General features: G+C 72.6%; 14 protein-coding genes and 2 pseudogenes. 14 read left to right on the top strand and 2 right to left on the bottom strand.

Translation table 11 applies throughout. From position 1 onward, the window contains the following. The first annotated feature begins 31 nt into the window (after nt 1–31). The 3 genes from ACXKR8_RS09305 to metX all read left to right on the top strand — a co-directional run bounded on the left by ACXKR8_RS09305 (nt 32) and on the right by metX (nt 3685). Nucleotides 32–1132, top strand: coding sequence for an LLM class flavin-dependent oxidoreductase (locus ACXKR8_RS09305; RefSeq protein WP_458272425.1), 1101 nt, complete (start codon nt 32–34; stop codon nt 1130–1132). A gap of 70 nt (nt 1133–1202) precedes the next feature. Further along, nucleotides 1203–2525, top strand: a complete 1323-nt coding sequence (locus ACXKR8_RS09300) for a bifunctional o-acetylhomoserine/o-acetylserine sulfhydrylase (RefSeq protein ID WP_458272424.1) — start codon at nt 1203–1205, stop codon at nt 2523–2525. Then, nucleotides 2522–3685 carry a homoserine O-acetyltransferase MetX gene (metX, locus tag ACXKR8_RS09295; protein ID WP_458272423.1) on the top strand — a complete coding sequence of 388 codons (1164 nt, stop codon included), beginning with the start codon at nt 2522–2524 and terminating at the stop codon, nt 3683–3685. The genes ACXKR8_RS09300 and metX overlap by 4 nt, the downstream gene beginning before the upstream one ends. 276 nt (nt 3686–3961) lie before the next feature. Here metX and ACXKR8_RS09290 read toward each other — a convergent pair whose 3' ends face one another. Continuing rightward, nucleotides 3962–4831, bottom strand: a complete 870-nt coding sequence (locus tag ACXKR8_RS09290; protein WP_458272422.1) for an aggregation-promoting factor C-terminal-like domain-containing protein — start codon at nt 4829–4831, stop codon at nt 3962–3964. A gap of 560 nt (nt 4832–5391) precedes the next feature. On the opposite strand from ACXKR8_RS09290, the gene ACXKR8_RS09285 reads away from it, so the two are divergent. The 3 genes from ACXKR8_RS09285 (at nt 5392) to ACXKR8_RS09275 (ending at nt 8337) form a co-directional block, all read left to right on the top strand. Then, nucleotides 5392–5748: a hypothetical protein gene (locus ACXKR8_RS09285; RefSeq protein ID WP_458272421.1), complete on the top strand. Its 357-nt coding sequence runs from the start codon at nt 5392–5394 to the stop codon at nt 5746–5748. Between the two features lie 108 nt (nt 5749–5856). Then, nucleotides 5857–6408, top strand: coding sequence for a hypothetical protein (locus ACXKR8_RS09280; RefSeq protein WP_458272420.1), 552 nt, complete (start codon nt 5857–5859; stop codon nt 6406–6408). A 177-nt stretch (nt 6409–6585) separates the two neighbouring features. Then, nucleotides 6586–8337, top strand: coding sequence for a hypothetical protein (locus tag ACXKR8_RS09275; protein ID WP_458272419.1), 1752 nt, complete (start codon nt 6586–6588; stop codon nt 8335–8337). A gap of 15 nt (nt 8338–8352) precedes the next feature. Here ACXKR8_RS09275 and ACXKR8_RS09270 read toward each other — a convergent pair whose 3' ends face one another. Further along, nucleotides 8353–8601, bottom strand: a complete 249-nt coding sequence (locus tag ACXKR8_RS09270; protein WP_462100424.1) for a winged helix-turn-helix transcriptional regulator — start codon at nt 8599–8601, stop codon at nt 8353–8355. 105 nt (nt 8602–8706) lie between these two features. Here ACXKR8_RS09270 and ACXKR8_RS09265 point away from each other — a divergent pair, with 105 nt between their 5' ends. The 8 genes and pseudogenes from ACXKR8_RS09265 to ACXKR8_RS09230 all read left to right on the top strand — a co-directional run bounded on the left by ACXKR8_RS09265 (nt 8707) and on the right by ACXKR8_RS09230 (nt 15820). Further along, nucleotides 8707–8862 (top strand): hypothetical protein, encoded by a 156-nt coding sequence (locus ACXKR8_RS09265; RefSeq protein WP_462100423.1) that lies wholly within the window; start codon nt 8707–8709, stop codon nt 8860–8862. A 77-nt stretch (nt 8863–8939) separates the two neighbouring features. Further along, nucleotides 8940–10393: pseudogene (locus ACXKR8_RS09260) on the top strand (MFS transporter). 82 nt (nt 10394–10475) lie between these two features. Next, complete coding sequence (locus ACXKR8_RS09255; RefSeq protein WP_458272416.1) at nt 10476–11696, top strand: alpha-hydroxy-acid oxidizing protein; 1221 nt, start codon at nt 10476–10478, stop codon at nt 11694–11696. Between the two features lie 54 nt (nt 11697–11750). Next, on the top strand, nt 11751–13058 hold the full coding sequence (locus ACXKR8_RS09250) for an ATP-binding protein (protein WP_458272415.1): 1308 nt from the start codon (nt 11751–11753) through the stop codon (nt 13056–13058). Next, nucleotides 13055–13507 (top strand): roadblock/LC7 domain-containing protein, encoded by a 453-nt coding sequence (locus ACXKR8_RS09245; protein ID WP_458272414.1) that lies wholly within the window; start codon nt 13055–13057, stop codon nt 13505–13507. Before ACXKR8_RS09250 ends, ACXKR8_RS09245 begins: the two co-directional genes overlap by 4 nt. Next, the gene (locus tag ACXKR8_RS09240) at nt 13504–13890 is read left to right on the top strand and encodes a DUF742 domain-containing protein (RefSeq protein ID WP_458272413.1); all 387 of its coding nucleotides are present in this window, start codon (nt 13504–13506) and stop codon (nt 13888–13890) included. The genes ACXKR8_RS09245 and ACXKR8_RS09240 overlap by 4 nt, the downstream gene beginning before the upstream one ends. A 64-nt stretch (nt 13891–13954) precedes the next feature. Continuing rightward, nucleotides 13955–14529, top strand: a pseudogene (locus ACXKR8_RS09235) (GTP-binding protein). A 52-nt stretch (nt 14530–14581) separates the two neighbouring features. After that, complete coding sequence (locus tag ACXKR8_RS09230) at nt 14582–15820, top strand: styrene monooxygenase/indole monooxygenase family protein (RefSeq protein WP_458272411.1); 1239 nt, start codon at nt 14582–14584, stop codon at nt 15818–15820. Nucleotides 15821–16080 lie beyond the last annotated feature (260 nt).

Genomic DNA, 16080 nt, shown 5'->3' with positions numbered 1-16080 from the left:
CAAGACAATTCAGCACCACGGAAGGCCTGTCATGCCAGTCGAGTTCCTCGGAATCGCCGCCACCAACGACGGCTCGGAGACCAACCCCCGCAGCGGTGCCTCCTTCGACAAGGAGTACACGCTCAGGCTGGCCCGGGCCCATGAGGACCACGGCTGGGACCGGGTCCTGTTCGCCTACGGCTCGGGCTCGCCCGAGCCCGGCACCGCCGCCGCGTACATCGCGGCGAACACCAGCCGGCTGCAGATCCTGCTCGCGCACCGGCCGAACGTGTCCTACCCGACCTTCGCGGCCAAGGAGTTCGCCACCCTCGACCGGATCAGCGACGGGCGGCTCACGGTCCACTTCATCACCGGCGGCAACGACCACGAACAGCAGCGCGGGGGCGACTTCCTGACGAAGGATCAGCGCTACGCCAGGACCCGCGAGTACATCGAGATCGTCAAGCGGGTCTGGACCGAGCACGAGCCCTTCGACCACCAGGGCGAGTACTACCGGTTCAACGACTTCGCCGCCGATGTCTTCCCGGTGCAGCAGCCGCGCCCCGACATCTCCTTCGGCGGATCCTCGCCCGCCGCCTACGCCGCGGGCGGCGCGGTCGCCGACATCTACGCCCTGTGGGGCGAGCCGCTGGCGGAGACCGCCAAGCAGATCGAGGCGGTGAAGGCGGCGGCCAGGGCGGCCGGACGCACCGACCCGCCCCGGATCCAGGTGGCCTTCCGCCCGATCATCGCCCCCACCGAGGAACTGGCCTGGGAGAAGGCCCACCGCACCGTCGCCACCATCAACGCCCGTCGCGAGGCCGGGGCCTGGGCCCGCCGGGGCGGCGGCGGCACCCCGCAGAACACCGGCTCGCAGCGGCTGATCGCCATCGCCGAGCAGGGCGAGCGCTACGACCGCGCGCTGTGGACCCCGACCGCCGCCGCGACCGGCGGCGCGGGCAACTCCAACGCCCTGGTCGGCACCCCGGAGACGGTCGCCGAGGCCCTGCTCGACTACTACGACCTGGGCGTGGACATCCTCTCCGCCCGCGGCTACGACCTGCTCGGCGACGCCATCGACTTCGGCCGCCACGTCATCCCGCTGGTCCGCGAGGGCGTCGCCAAGCGCGACGCCGAGCGTGCCGCCGACTGAGCCAGGAGCTGACCGTCCCGGACCGGCCCCGTCCCATCCGCGTTCCTCCTCTCGCGACTGGAGTCATCCCATGAGCCCTACCGCCGACCCCACCCCGGACGGCTGGTCCTTCGAGACCAAGCAGGTGCATGCCGGAGCCGTGCCGGACCCGACCACCGGCGCCCGTGCGGTCCCGATCTACCAGACCAGCTCCTTCGTCTTCCGCGACACCGCCCACGCGGCCGGTCTGTTCGCGCTGGCCGAGGAAGGCCACATCTACACCAGGATCCACAACCCCACCCAGGACGTGCTGGAGCAGCGGGTCGCCGCGCTCGAGGGCGGGGTCGCCGCGGTGGCGACGTCCTCGGGCCAGGCCGCCGAGACGCTGGCGATCCTGACCCTGGCCAGCGCCGGCGACCACATCGTCTCCAGCGCCTCGCTCTACGGCGGGACGTACAACCTGTTCCGGCACACCCTGCCCAAGTTCGGCATCGAGGTCAGCTTCGTCGAGGACCCGGACGACCTGGACGCCTGGCGGGCCGCGATCCGGCCGAACACCAAGGCGCTGTTCGCGGAGACTCTCGGCAACCCGCGCGGCAACGTCCTGGACGTGCGCGGGGTCGCCGACGTGGCGCACGCCTTCGGGGTGCCGCTGATCGTGGACAACACCGTCCCCACGCCCTACCTGCTGCGTCCGATCGAGCACGGCGCGGACATCGTGGTGCACTCGGCGACCAAGTTCCTCGGCGGCCACGGCACCACCATCGCCGGCGTGGTGGTGGACGGCGGCACCTTCGACTACGGGGTGCACGCCGACCGCTTCCCAGACTTCAACGAGCCCGACCCCTCGTACCACGGCCTGCGCTACTGGCCCGACCTCGGCGCCCCGGCGTTCGCGGTCAAGCTGCGGGTGCAGCTGCTGCGCGACTTCGGCCCGGCGATCGCCCCGCTGAACGCCTTCCTGGTGATCCAGGGCCTGGAGACGCTGTCGCTGCGGATCGAGCGGCACACCGCCAACGCCCAGGCCATCGCCGAGTGGCTGGAGAGCCGCGACGAGGTCACCGCGGTGCACTACCCCGGCCTGCCGTCCAGCCGCTGGTACGAGGCCGGGCAGCGCTACCTGCCGCGCGGCGCGGGCGCGGTGCTCGCGTTCGAGCTGCGGGACGGGGTGGAGGCCGGCAAGCGGTTCGTGGACGGGGTGCGGCTGTTCAGCCACCTGGCCAACATCGGCGACGTCCGCAGCCTGATCATCCACCCCGCCTCCACCACCCACAGCCAGCTGGGCGAGGAGGAGCTGGCCGCGACCGGCGCCGCCCCCGGCCTGGTCCGGCTCTCGGTCGGGATCGAGAACCTGGCCGACCTCAAGGCCGACCTGGAATCCGGCTTCCGCGCCGCCAAGGGGACGAGCGATTGACCCTGCCCACCCGTCCGAAGGACCCGGTGGCGGGCGGCCCGCTGCCGCCCGCCACCGGGGCCTGGCAGGACGGCGACCCGGTCGGGCGGCGGCAGTGGGCTGTCCTGCCGGGACCGTTCCCGCTGGAGGCGGGCGGTGAACTGCCGCAACCGCGCCTCGCCTACGAGACCTGGGGACGGCTCGCACCGGACCGCTCCAACGCGGTGCTGGTGCTGCACGCCCTGACCGGCGACAGCCATGCCGCGGGACCGGCCGGTCCCGGCCATCCCACGCCGGGCTGGTGGGACGGACTGATCGGCCCCGGCCGGGCGGTGGACACCGACCGCTGGTTCGTGCTGGCGCCCAACGTCCTCGGCGGCTGCCAGGGCAGCACCGGACCCTCCTCGCCCCGGCCCGACGGCCGCCGCTGGGGCGGGGCCTTCCCCTATCTGACGGTCCGTGACCAGGTGGACGCCGAGGCGGAGTTGGCCGACGTGCTGGGGATCGACCGCTGGGCCCTGGTGCTCGGCGGCTCGATGGGCGGGATGCGGGCCCTGGAGTGGGCGGTCGGCCGTCCCGGCCGGGTCGGCGCGCTGCTGCTGGCGGCCTGCCCGGCGGCCTCCGGCGGCGAGCAGATCGGCTGGGGCCACGCCCAGTTGGCGGCGATCCGAGCGGATCCCGGCTGGCACGGCGGCGACTACCACGACGCGGGCCCCGGGCGCGGCCCGCACACCGGTCTCCGGACCGCCCGGCGGATCGCCCAACTGACCTACCGCGCGCCGGTGGAGCTGGAGACCCGGTTCGGGGCCGCCGCCCAACCGGGCGAGGACCCCTGGCACGGCGGCCGCTACGCCGTCGGCTCCTATCTGGACCACCACGCCGACAAACTCCTGCACCGCTTCGACGCGGGCAGCTATGTGGTGCTCACCGAGGCGATGAACAGCCACGACGTGGGCCGGGGACGCGGGGGAGTGGAGGCCGCGCTGCGCCGGGCGACCATGCCGACGCTGGTGGCCGGCGTCGACTCGGACCGGCTCTATCCGCTCCGGCTGCAGCGCCAACTCGCGGACGGGATACCGGGAGCCGACCGGCTACGGGTGCTGGAGTCGCCCTACGGGCACGACGCCTTCCTGATCGAGGTGGAGCAACTCGCCAGGCTGGCAGCCGAGTTGCTCGGCTGAACGGGGCCGCTCGGCTGAACAGAGACGCTCGGATGAACGGGCCCGCTCGGGGGTGCAGGGCCGACCCCCACAGGCGGCCCTGCACCCCCGTCACCCACCATCCTGGTCCGTGAATGTGAAACCCGTGCTGCGGCAGCGTGTCGACGGCAGGGCGTCCAGCCGAAAAGCCCCGCAGGGCCCGGCACATGGAGTGCCGAGCCCTGCGGGGTTTGGTGGTCCGCCCAGGACTTTCCCCTGTCCGGTGCCTGGGCGCCGCAGGGTTGGTGTGGGGGGTTCCTAGTACCAGCTGTTGGCCTGCCAGAAGGCCCAGGCCTGGTTGGGGCTGCCGTAGGTGGTGTTCATGTAGTCCAGGGCCCAGCGGATCTGGGTGGCGGGGTTGGTCTGCCAGTCGGCGCCGGCCGAGGCCATCTTGTCGCCGGGCAGGGACTGCGGCAGGCCGTAGGCGCCGGAGGAGGGGTTGGTCGCGGTCACGTCCCAGCCGGACTCGTGGGAGATGATCTCGTCGAAGGAGGCCAGCTGGTCGGCGGGAACGATCTGCGCGGCGATGGACTGGGCGTCACCCGAGTAGGAGGCGCTGCTGCTCGCCGAGTCGTCGGACACCGAGCTGGAGCTCGTGCTGGAGTCGGTGCTGGTGCTCGCGCTGGACGAGTCGCTGCTCGCGGCGCTGCTGCTGGAGCTGTCGTCGCTGCTCGCGGCGCTGTTGTCGGCACCGGCCTGGTTGTAGGCGCCCTCGGCCAGCGAGCCGGCGTTGTCGCTGCTCTGGCTGGAGCTGTCGGTGGCCGCACCGGAGGCGGTGGAGCCGGCGCCCGAGCTGGTGACCGGGGCGGAGGGAGCGGCGGACTTGGCGTTGGCGGCGTTGTACGCCTGCTCGGCCAGGGTCTCGGCCCGCGCGTTCAGGTAGGCCATCTTGGCGGCCGAGGCGGCGGTTGCGGCGGCCTTGGTCTGCGCGGCGGTGGTGGCGCTGTCGGCCTTCACCGCGGTGGCGGCGGCCTTGGTGACGGCGCTCGTGGAAGCGGTGTGGGCGACGGCGACGCTGCTCGGGGTCGCTGCCTGGGCGCTGGTGGCGACCGCCCCGAGGGTGGTCAGACCGGCGGCGGCGGCGACGAGGGCAGCGGAAGCACGCATACGGGTGGAGAAGCTGGACATGGGAGAGTACGACCTCAATCGGTTGGCGTGTGCGCCCTGGCACGGAAGTGACGTCGTCCGGACAGGGGACGGCGTCAGCGCCTGGGGCGGCGGGCACTCCGCTTGCGGTAAGGGGGTGATCCCCAAGTGCCGATGGCGGTGGGGCGCAGCGGGACAGGTGCTGCGGCACCGGTTGACTCGGTCATTTGTAGCCGCCGGATTCGGTACGGCCAAGGACGTCAGTTACTAGGCAGCCACGTAGTGGAACGGTGTTCGTGCACAGCCCGGGGTCGCCCGTGGTGAGCGTTCCGACCTCGACTTTCGCGTCTGCGCACAGGTGTCGGACAGCCTCCGGGAGGGACCCCCGCTGCCCCGGTTGGATCAACTAGGCGTGGTCGTAGGCGTGGATTTGGTGTGGCGACCGTCACCCGGAGCCCATGCCAATTGTCCGTTTCATCCCCGTGTGGGCGGGGTAACCCGCCGCAAGCCGATCCCCGGAGGGGCATTTCGGTGCAGGTGCGAGCCGCCGCTGGGCCCAGCACAGTGCGAGTAGGCCATTCCCCGTTCTTGAGGAGCAACCCATGCACGAACTCCGCGCCGAATACGACCCCGCTGTGTCCTCGGCCGACCACGCACGGTGCCCGTCGCTGGTGTGGCACATCATCGCCAAGGAGGCCGCCACCATGTGCGGACGGCTGCTGCACACCTCCTGCGCGGCCCCGGTGTCCGCACCGCAGGAGCCCGGTGATGAGCGGTACTGCATGCCCTGCATGGACGCCTACCGGCAGGACCAGGAGGCGTCGGCCGCGGGCGGCCCGGCGGTGGGCCTGGCGTCACCCGTGCGGAGGAGTGCCGCCGCGGGGGTCTCCGAGGCCGTGCGGCCCGGGGATTCCCTAGGGAATCGTGACGCACGGGTGCCGAACGGAAGCGCGGGGTGACCATGTTCCGGGGTCGCTCGGGCTGCGGCCGGTTCGACCGGCTTGTCGGATGAGGGCAGTGCCCGATCCCCACTGGGGTGGATCGACAGCCTTCTGGAGGTAGTTCAGATGCGTGCTGCACGTCTGATAGCCGGGACCGTCCTGACGGTGAGCGCCCTGTCGCTGACCGCACCGATCGCCTTCGCCGCCGATGGCGGCGGGACCGCGAGCAATGTCACGCCGTTCGCGTTCAAGATCTTCCCGACGACCGTCAAACCCGGTGGCAATATCGGCCTCGGCGTGTCCGGCTGTGACGCGGGTTCCGCCACCGCCTCCGCCGGTGTGTTCGACACCGTCAAGCTCCCCTCCACCGGCACTGCTGGTGAGTACGTGGGGGCGGCCACGATCGACGCGGACGCCAAGCCCGGCGCCCAGTACGACGTCAAGTTCACCTGCGGCTCGTCCTCCGGCACCACCACGCTGACCGTGGCCGCTGCCACCACTCCGACCACCACGCCCACGGCCGTCACGCCGACCGGCGCGGTCAAGACCGGCCTCGGCGGCGGCAGCAACAGCGACAACTCCGCGGAGTTGGCCGCCGGCGGTGCGCTGGCCGCGGTGGCCCTGGGCGCCCTCGGCCTCACCGCCGCGCGCCGCCGCCGGACCGGCGACCACCGCTGACCCGCCGGACCAGCGACCATCGCTGACCAGCCCGCTCGGCCGCTCGGCCGTTCGGCCGGAAGCCGGGCCCGGCACCACGGCCCCCGTTCGCCCGCCCCTCACCGGCGGGCGGACGGGGGTCCGCCGTTCCCTCCCGATTCGGCTCCGCCGAGGCCTTGTTAGGGCAGGATGATCGGCATGGTTCGCATGATCCCTCCCTCCTCCGGCCCCACCGTTCCGGACCGCCTCGGCAGCCTCAGCGGGACCGAGCAGCGGGTGTGGGCCGCCTTCCCGCACGGGGAACTGGTCGATCTGCGGACCGGCGACCCCGCGCTGGACGATCCGGCCGAGGCCGCCCAGTGGTCCGCGGACCGTGCGGTCCGGGCCGAGGTGATCGCCGCGCTGCTGCTCGGGGCCTGCCCGCCGGCGGTCGGGGCGGTGGCCGCGCTGCGGCTGGCCGGGGCCCGGATCACCGGCGAGCTGCGGATCGACCACGGGCAGATCACCGCCCCGCTGCTGCTGCGGGAGTGCCGGGTCGAGGGCCGGATCGACCTCGACGGCGCCACCACCGGCGCGATCGACCTGCGCGGCTCCAGGCTGACCGCGATCAGCGTGTACAGCGCGGTGCTGCGCGGGCCGCTGGACCTGAGCGACACGGTGATCACCGGCCTCCCCTTCCGGGCCGGCGCCGGTCCGGGCGTCGGTCTGAGCGCCGTCTACGGGGACGGGGTGCGGATCGAGGGCGGCCTCTTCGTCAGTCGGGCCCGGGTGAACGGGGTGTTCTCGCTGATCAATGCGCAGGTCAGCGGCCAGTTGACGCTGATCGGGGCCAGGCTGTTCAACACCGCCCCCGGCGGAAAGTCGCTGAACGCGGGCGGGATCAGGATCGGCCGCAGTCTGCTGGCGCAGGGGCTGTGGGCGAAGGGCGAGCTGCGGCTGCCGGGCGCGCACATCGGCAGCTCGCTGGTGCTGAACGGGGCCCGGCTGGACGGCCTCGGCGCCGCCGCGCTGCACGCCGACGACCTGCTCGTGGCCAGCGAGGCGATCTTTCGCCCGCATGTCAGCGGGCGGAGCACCCGCGCCTTCACGGCGGTGGGCACGGTGCGCATACCGTGGTCCCGGTTCGGCAACGACCTCGACCTGCGCGGGGCCCGGCTGACCCCGTCGCCGGACCAGCCCGCGCTGGAGGCCGAACGGATCCTGGTCGAGGGCAGCCTGCGGCTCGGCACCGGCCTGCGGACCACCGGCGAGATCCGGCTGACCGCCGCCCGGATCACCAGCCGGCTCGACCTGACCGGCATGGCCAGCCCGGACGCACTGCTGTCGCTCTACGCGGCGACCGCCGAGGGCGGCATCCGCGAGGAGTTCGCTTCCTGGCCCTCCCGGTTGAACCTGGACGGTTTCACCTACGGGCCGTTCACCGACTACCAGGACGCGGTCGTCCGGATTCCGCTGATGCGGCGCCAGGTGCGCCGGACCGACGACACCAGGGGCGGCGGCTACCGGGCCCAGCCGTACGAGCAACTGGCCTCCTACTACCGCACGCTCGGCGACGACGGGGAGGCCAGGACGGTGCTGCTGGCCAAGCAGCGGGCGCTGCGGGCCAAGCTGGTCTGGTGGCGCCGGATCCCCGGCCATGTGCTCGACCTGCTGGTCGGCTACGGCTACCGGCCGCTCCGCGCGATCGGCTGGGCCGTCGCGCTGCTGACCGCGAGCAGTGTGTACTTCGGCCAGGTGCGGCCCGACCATGTCGCCACCGACGACCGCTCGGTCTTCAATCCGGTGCTGTACTCCGCGGACCACCTGGTCCCGGTGATCCACTTCGGCCAGCCCGAGGTCTGGCAGTACCACGGCGTCCCGGCCGCGGTCACCGTGGTCCTCACCATCCTCGGCTGGACCCTCGGCATCGCCATCGCGGCGGCCGCGACCCGGACCCTGACCCGCGCCTGACCACGGCCCTGTCCCTCAGCGGCCTTGTTCGGGCCGCACCCGGAGGCTGTCCCCGGTCACCGGCTCGCCGCAGTGCCGGCAGCTGATCTGCGCGTCGAGCGGGTGGCCGCACGCGTGGGTGAAGGTGGGGACGGTGTTGTCCAGGGCCCACCGCTCGCCCCACTGCGCCAGCGCCAGCAGGATCGGCCGGGCCTCCTGGCCGGATTCGGTGAGGTGGTACTCGAACCGCGGGGGATGCTCGGAGTACTGCCGCCGCTCCACCACCCCCGCCTCCTCCAGCTTGCGCAGCCGGTCGGCCAGGATGTCGCGGGACGCCCGGTGAACCGGGTGATCTGCTCGAAGCGGTGCACCCCGTAGCCCATCTCCCGGATGGCCAGCAGCGTCCACCGCTCGCCCAGCACCTGCAGCGACGCGGCGGCCGGGCAGGCGCGGGGCACCGGTCGGCGGCCTGCCATGGACCCGAGCCCCTCGGTCCTGGTGGCTGTCTCCTGCGTGGTCTCCGTCTCGCTCATGCCCCGAGTCTAGTCCGTTGTGTTTTCCAATGCACTGCTGCTACGGTCGTCAGGTCCGTAGGAAATCACAACTGACTCGGTGGGGTCCCGATGAGCGCTACCAATCCGACCGTCGGCAGCGTGGACGAGGCGCCGCCGCGCACCCCGGCGGAGGCCGAGGCCGACGCCGCCTCCCGCAGACGCGCCCTGTGGGTGCTGGCGCTGGGCAGTCTCGGGGTGTTCGTGGTCTTCCTCGACACCACGATCGTCAATATCGCCTTCAGGACCATCAGCCTCAGTTTTCACACCACCACCGGGCACCTGGCCTGGGTCCTCAACGTCTACAGCCTGGTCTTCGCCGCCGTGCTGATACCGGCCGGGAGGCTGGCCGACCGCTACGGCCGCAAGCGGGTGTTCCTGATCGGGCTGGTCGGCTTCGCGCTGATGAGCGCGCTCTGCGGGCTGGCCCCCGGCGCCGGGGTGCTGATCGCCGGACGGGCGCTCCAGGCGGTCTTCGCCGCGCTGGTGGTGCCGACCTCGCTGGCGCTGATCCTGCCCGAGTTCCCGGCCGAGCGGCGGCACGTGGCGGTCGGCACCTGGGTGCGATGGGCGCCGCCGCCGCGGCGCTCGGGCCGACCATCGGGGCGCTGCTCACCGAGTACGCCTCCTGGCGCTGGATCTTCCTGGTCAATGTGCCGATCTGCGCGCTGATCGTGGTGCTCGGGCTGCGGCTGCTGCGGGAGTCCCGCGACCCCGGCGCGACCGGTATGCCCGATCCGCTCGGGGTGCTGCTGGTCGCCGCCGTCCCGGCCTCGCTCAGCCTCGGCATCATCGAGGGCCCGGACTGGGGCTGGTCGGACCCGAGGGTGATCGGGGCCTTCGTGCTCTCCGCACTGCTGCTCCCGGCGTTCCTGTGGCGGACCGCCACCGCCGCCCGGCCGGTGCTCGACCTGGCCCTCTTCAAGGTCCGCCAGTTCCGGCTGGTGAACGCCGCGACCCTGCTGTTCGCCACCGCCTTCTACGGGATGCTGCTGGGCAATGTGATCTTCCTGCAGACCGAGTGGCACTACTCGGTGCTGCGCTCCGCCCTCGCCAGCGCGCCGGGACCGCTGCTGGTCACCCTGGTCGCCCGCCCGGCGAGCCGGCTGGCGGCCGGGATCGGCCACCGTCCGGTGCTGCTGGCCGGCGCGGTGGCCTGGGCCCTCGGCGCGGCCGGATTCGCGCTCTCGGTCGGCAGCTCCCCGCACTGGGCCACGCACTGGCTGCCCTGGATGCTGCTGATCGGCCTCGGCATCGGACTCACCCTTCCGGTCCAGTCCGGCGCGGCGGCGCAGTCGCTGCCGCCGACCCGCTACGCCATCGGCTCCGCCGTCAACTCCAGCTTCCGGCAGCTCGGCGCGGTGCTCGGGATCAGCGTCTTCGTCGCGGTCCTCGGCACGCCCACTCCGGCCACCGCCCTCGGTGACTTCGAGCGGGTCTGGTGGGTCTTCGCCGCGCTCGGACTCGCCGCAGGCCTGGTCCTGCTGTTCCCGCGGCTGCGCCGGTCAGAAGCTCCGCAGGGCTAGGGCTCGCTTCGCGGGCGCCGGGGCGCGATCATTGTCCGCGCCCGGGTCGGACCCACCGGCCGCAGCAGGAAGGCGCTCGCGGATGACCCAGTTCGGCGACTACCAGACCGAGATCTACTTCAACGGGCTGTTCGGGGTCCAGCCGACGCTCCCGATGACCTACGCCGAACTGGCGGCGCAGGCCGAGGCGGTGCTGCCGCCCTCGGTGGCCTCCTATGTCGCGGGCGGGGCCGGGGACGAGTTCACCCAGCGGGCCAACGTCCGGGCGTTCGAGCGCTGGGGCCTGTTCCCCCGGATGATGGTCGGCGCCACCCAGCGGGACCTGTCGGTCGAGCTGTTCGGGATGACCCTGCCCAGCCCGCTGTTCATGGCCCCGATCGGGGTGATCGGGCTCTGCGCCCAGGACGGCCACGGCGACCTCGCCACGGCGCGGGCGGCGGCCAGGACCGGGGTGCCGATGGTCGCCTCCACCCTGTCCAACGACCCGATGGAGGACGTGGCCAGGGAGTTCGGCGACACCCCCGGCTTCTTCCAGCTCTACACGCCCACCGACCGCAAGCTCGCCGAGAGCCTGGTGCACCGGGCCGAGGCCGCCGGGTTCCGGGGCATCGTGGTCACCCTGGACACCTGGATCACCGGCTGGCGCCCGCGCGACCTGTCCACCGGCAACTTCCCCCAGCTGCGCGGCCACGCGCTGGCCAACTACACCTCCGACCCGGTCTTCCGGGCCCGGCTGCCGCACGCCCCGGAGGACGACCCGCGGGCCACCGCCCTGCACTGGGCCGGGATCTTCGGCAACCCGCTCACCTGGGACGACCTGCCCTGGCTGCGCTCGCTGACCACACTGCCGCTGCTGCTGAAGGGTCTGTGCCACCCCGAGGACGTCCGCCGGGCCAGGGACGCCGGCGTGGACGGCGTCTACTGCTCCAACCACGGTGGCAGGCAGGCGAACGGAGGGCTCGCCGCGCTGGACGCGCTGCCCGGAGTGGTGGCCGCGGCCGGCGACCTGCCGGTGCTGTTCGACTCCGGCGTCCGAACCGGCGCCGATGTGGTGAAGGCACTGGCCCTGGGCGCCACCGCGGTCGGGGTCGGCCGCCCCTACGCCTACGGCCTGGCCCTCGGCGGGACCGACGGGATCGTCCACGTGCTGCGCTCGCTGCTGGCCGAGGCGGATCTGATCATGGCCGTCGACGGCTACCCCACCCTGGCCGACCTGACCCCTGCGGCACTGCATGAATCAGCCACAGGATCATCCCCTGATTCGCGCACATCGAGCCCGTCCCGACTGGAAACCGGAATGTAATCTGTGATGTGATGGAATGAGCCTGATGATTCCAATGCGATAGCAGCAGTGCAGATGCGGGGACTCGTGTATATGTCCGTCGGCCTCGCCGCTGCGGCCCTTGTGGTCGCACTGGTACTCGGCACCCTACTCGCCGGTTCCCGGAGGTCCGCTCGGCGGGACCGCGAGAAGCAGCGGGAGCAGCAGGCCCACTACCAGCTGCTCCAGTCGACGCAGTCCCAACTGGACTACGAGCACCGTCAACTCCAGCAGCACTATGAGCAACTCATCGTTGAACGGGATGAGTTGCTCACTGTCGCCAAGCAACGGGACCAGGAGAACGGCGAGTTGCTGGTCAACCTGGCCCTGCGCAGCCTCACCCTGGTGGAGCGGCAGCTGGGCCAGCTGGAGGGCCTGGAGGGCAGCGAGGCGGACTCGGCCCGGCTGGAGCAGCTCTACCGGCTGGACCACCTGGGCACCCGGATGCGCCGCAACAGCGAGAACATGCTGCTGCTCGGCGGCGCGAGCCACCAGCGGCCCGGCCAGTCCCAGACGCCGACCGCGTTCCTGGACGTGCTGCGGGCCGCGCTCTCCGAGATCGAGCGCTATGAGCGGGTGCATCTCACCGCGGTGCCGCAACTGTGGATCCGCCCCGACGTCGCCGAGGACCTCAGCCATCTGTTCGCCGAACTCCTGGAGAACGGCACCTCGTTCTCCCCGCCCACCGAGCCGGTCACGGTGACGGCCTGGCAGCTGGACAGCGGCGAACTGATGGTCTCGCTGGCCGACCGCGGCATCGGGCTGCCGGACGAACTGCTGCGGGAGGTCAACACCCGGCTGTCGACCGGCACGGCGCCGGCCGCCGAGAGCGCGGCGCGCACCGGCCGCAGCATGGGGATCCAGGTGGTGGCCATCCTGGCCCAGCGGCACGGGCTCCGGGTGCAGTTGCGGGCCAGCCCCACCGCCGACGGCACCACCGCGCTGGTCGCCGTGCCGACCTGGGTGTTCGCCACTCCGCCGGTCGCCGCGCCGGACCCGGAGCCGGCCGCCGGGTGGGCCGGGCAGCCGCACGGCGCCGCCGCGCTGACGCACCGTCCGCTCAGCGCCGTTCCCGCGCCCGCGGGTGCGCCGGTTGCCGCCACTGCCAGAGGCGCTGGCGGCGGCCTGCCCAAGCGGGTGCCCGGCGAGAGCGGGCAGTTGGCCCGCAGCACCGCCGAGCGCGACGAGCCCGGCGGTCCCGGCGGCAGCGGCCCCGGTGGCTCCGCCGCCGACGCCCCGGCCCGGCCCGGCGCCACCGCCGAGGACCTGCGCCGCCGGCTGGGCGGCTTCCAGCACGGCGTCCGGGCCGCGGTGCCGATCCGCCGCGAGGGGGAGCAGGGATGACCACTATGACCCACGGCAGCGCCACCCCCGGCGCCACCCCGCTGCAGCGGCTGCGCTGGCTGCTCAGCGACGTGCTGATGAGCACCCCCGGGCTGCGCTCGCTGGCCCTGGTGTCCACCGACGGCTTGCCCCTGGTGACCGCGGACGAGGACTGCCCCTCCGAGCAACTGGCGACCCTGGCAGCGGGGCTGACCGGTCTCTCGAACGGCCTCTCGGCCCTGCTCGAGTACGGCGGGCTGCGGCGGACGGTGATCACCCTGGACGAGGGCACGCTGATCCTGATGTCCGTCGACGAGACCGCCTGTCTGACCGCGTACACCAGCGCCGACTGCGATCTGAGCGTGGCCGCCTACCAGCTGGCCCGTCTGGTCGAGCGCGCCGGACATGTGCTGACCACGCAACTCCGCGACGAGCTCCGGGGCGCACCCGGGCAGGAGGCTCACCGGTGATCACCCCGACACGCCGTTCCGCACGGGTCCGTCCGTACGCCCTGACCGGCGGCCGCACCCGCTTCGGGCAGGTGCTGCTGGTCGAGACGCTGATCTCGGCGCTCTACCAGCCGCCCGGCGCGGCCGCGCAGACCTTCCCCGAGCTGGAACGGATCTGCGAGCTGTGCCAGGGCCAGATGCGCTCCATCGCCGAGGTCTCGGCCCTGCTCCGGCTGCCCCTCGGGGTGGTCCGGGTGTGGGTCAGCGACCTGGTGGACGCCGGCCGGATCCGGGTGCACGGCGCCTCCGTCCCGACCCACTCCGGCTCGTCCATCTCCGCACCGGCACGACCGAACCGCCTGGTTCTTGAGAGGATCCTCGGTGGTCTCCGCGATCTCGCCTGACCCGTCCACCGCCGCACCGCACGGACGGGCCGCACCCTACGGTCAGGCCGCACCGCAGGGCTCGGTGCCCGGGGGCATCCCGCTGACCGAACTCCCGGTCACCTCCGCCAAGATCGTCATCGCGGGGGCTTCGGCGTGGGCAAGACCACCCTGGTCGCCTCCGTCTCCGAGATCACCCCGCTGCGCACCGAGGCGGTGATGACCGACGCCGGCAGCGACACCGACCCGCTGCTCGACGGCAGCAGCAAGACCACCACCACCGTGGCGATGGACTTCGGACGGCTGCACCTCGCCCCCGACCTGGTGCTGTTCATCTTCGGCGCGCCCGGCCAGCGCCGCTTCTGGTTCATGTGGGACGACCTGGCCCGCGGCGCGGTCGGCGCGGTGGTGCTGATCGACACCCGGCGGCTGGCCGACGCCTTCCCCGCGGTGGACTACTTCGAGAGCAGCGGCCTGCCCTTCGTGGTCGCGGTCAACCAGTTCGACGACGCACCGCACTACGAGGACATCGAGATCAGGGACGCACTCAGCCTCGCCCCCGGGGTGCCGCTGCTGCGCTGCGACGCGCGGTCCAGGGCCTCGGCCGCGCGCACCCTGGCCGGGCTGGTCCAGCACACCCTGTCGCTGGAACCGAACTGACGCTCTGGCACCATCGTCCCCGCACACCGCACCCCCAACCTAGGAGCCTCCCTTGGCGAAGATCCTCGTTGTCGGCGCCGGCCAGGCCGGCCTCCAGCTCGCCCTCGGCCTGCAGTCCGACGGCCATGACGTCACCGTGATGACGGACCGCACCCCCGACGAGATACGCGGCGGCCGGGTCCTCTCCACCCAGTGCATGTTCCGCACCGCGCTGGGCCAGGAGCGCGACCTGGGCCTCAACCTCTGGGAGAAGGAGGCCCCCAGGAACGAGGGCCTCGGCGTCTCGGTCACCGGGCCGGAGTCGGCCCGGGTGATCGACTGGGTCGGCAAGCTCGACGGCTACGCCCAGTCGGTGGACCAGCGGCTGAAGATGCCCGGCTGGCTGGAGCTCTTCGCCGAGCGCGGCGGCAAGGTGGTCGTCAACGGCGTCACCGTCTCCGACCTGGACCTGCTGGTCCGCGGCTACGACCTGACCCTGGTCGCGGCCGGCAAGGGCGAGCTGGTGTCGATGTTCGCCCGCGACGCCGAGCGCTCCCCGTACACCGCCCCGCAGCGGGCGCTGGCGGTCTCCTATGTGCACGGCCTGGGGCCGCGCCCCGAGTACGACTTCCAGGCGGTGCGCTGCAACCTGGTCCCCGGCGTGGGCGAGCTGTTCGTGATCCCCGCGCTGACCCTGTCCGGGCCCTGCGACATCCTGTTCTGGGAGGGCATCCCCGGCGGCCCGCTGGACGTCTTCGAGCCCGCGCTCGAACCGGAGGAGCAGCTGCGCCGCACCCTGGACCTGATGCGCACCTACACCCCCTGGGAGTACGAGCGCACCCTCGGCGGGGTGGAGCTGACCGACGCCAAGGCCACCCTGGCCGGCCGCTACACCCCGGTGGTCCGCCGCCCGGTCGGCGAACTGCCCGGCGGTGGACTGGTGCTGGGCGTGGCCGACGTGGTGGTCGCCAACGACCCGATCACCGGCCAGGGCTCCAACACCGCGTCCAAGTGCGCCACCAGCTACCTGGACTCGATCCGCGCCCACGGCGACCAGCCGTTCGACCGGGCCTTCATGGAGGCCGCCTTCGAGACCTTCTGGACCACCGCCGCGAACGACGTCACCGCCTGGACCAACGCGATGCTGTCCCCGCCGCCCGAGCACGTGCTCAACCTGATCGGCGCGGCCGGCCAGCTCCCGCCGGTCGCCAACCGCTTCGCCAACGGCTTCGACAACCCCTCGGACTTCCCGAACTGGTTCTTCACCCCCGAAGCCGCCACCGCCTACCTCGCCACCTTCGCCCAGGCCTGACCCCAAGCCCACCGCACGAGAGCCGGTGCCGCCAACAGGCGGCACCGGCGCGGCGATCGCCGAGTTCTTCTGGCGAAGTAGGACAGGCGTGCATACCATCAGTAGTGACGGTGCATCAGTACCTGAGCCGAAGGGAGTGCCCATGTCTGCCACCCAACCCGCGAACCCCCGGGAATCCGGTCAGGAGCAGTCGTCCGCACTCGCGGACGCGGATCCCTCGCCGCCACCGCCACCGACGTTGCCCTGGCCTGTGGTCCGGC

It is taken from the genome of Streptacidiphilus sp. PAMC 29251 (assembly GCF_054208735.2).
This window is presented reverse-complemented; position numbering and strand designations above follow the sequence as displayed.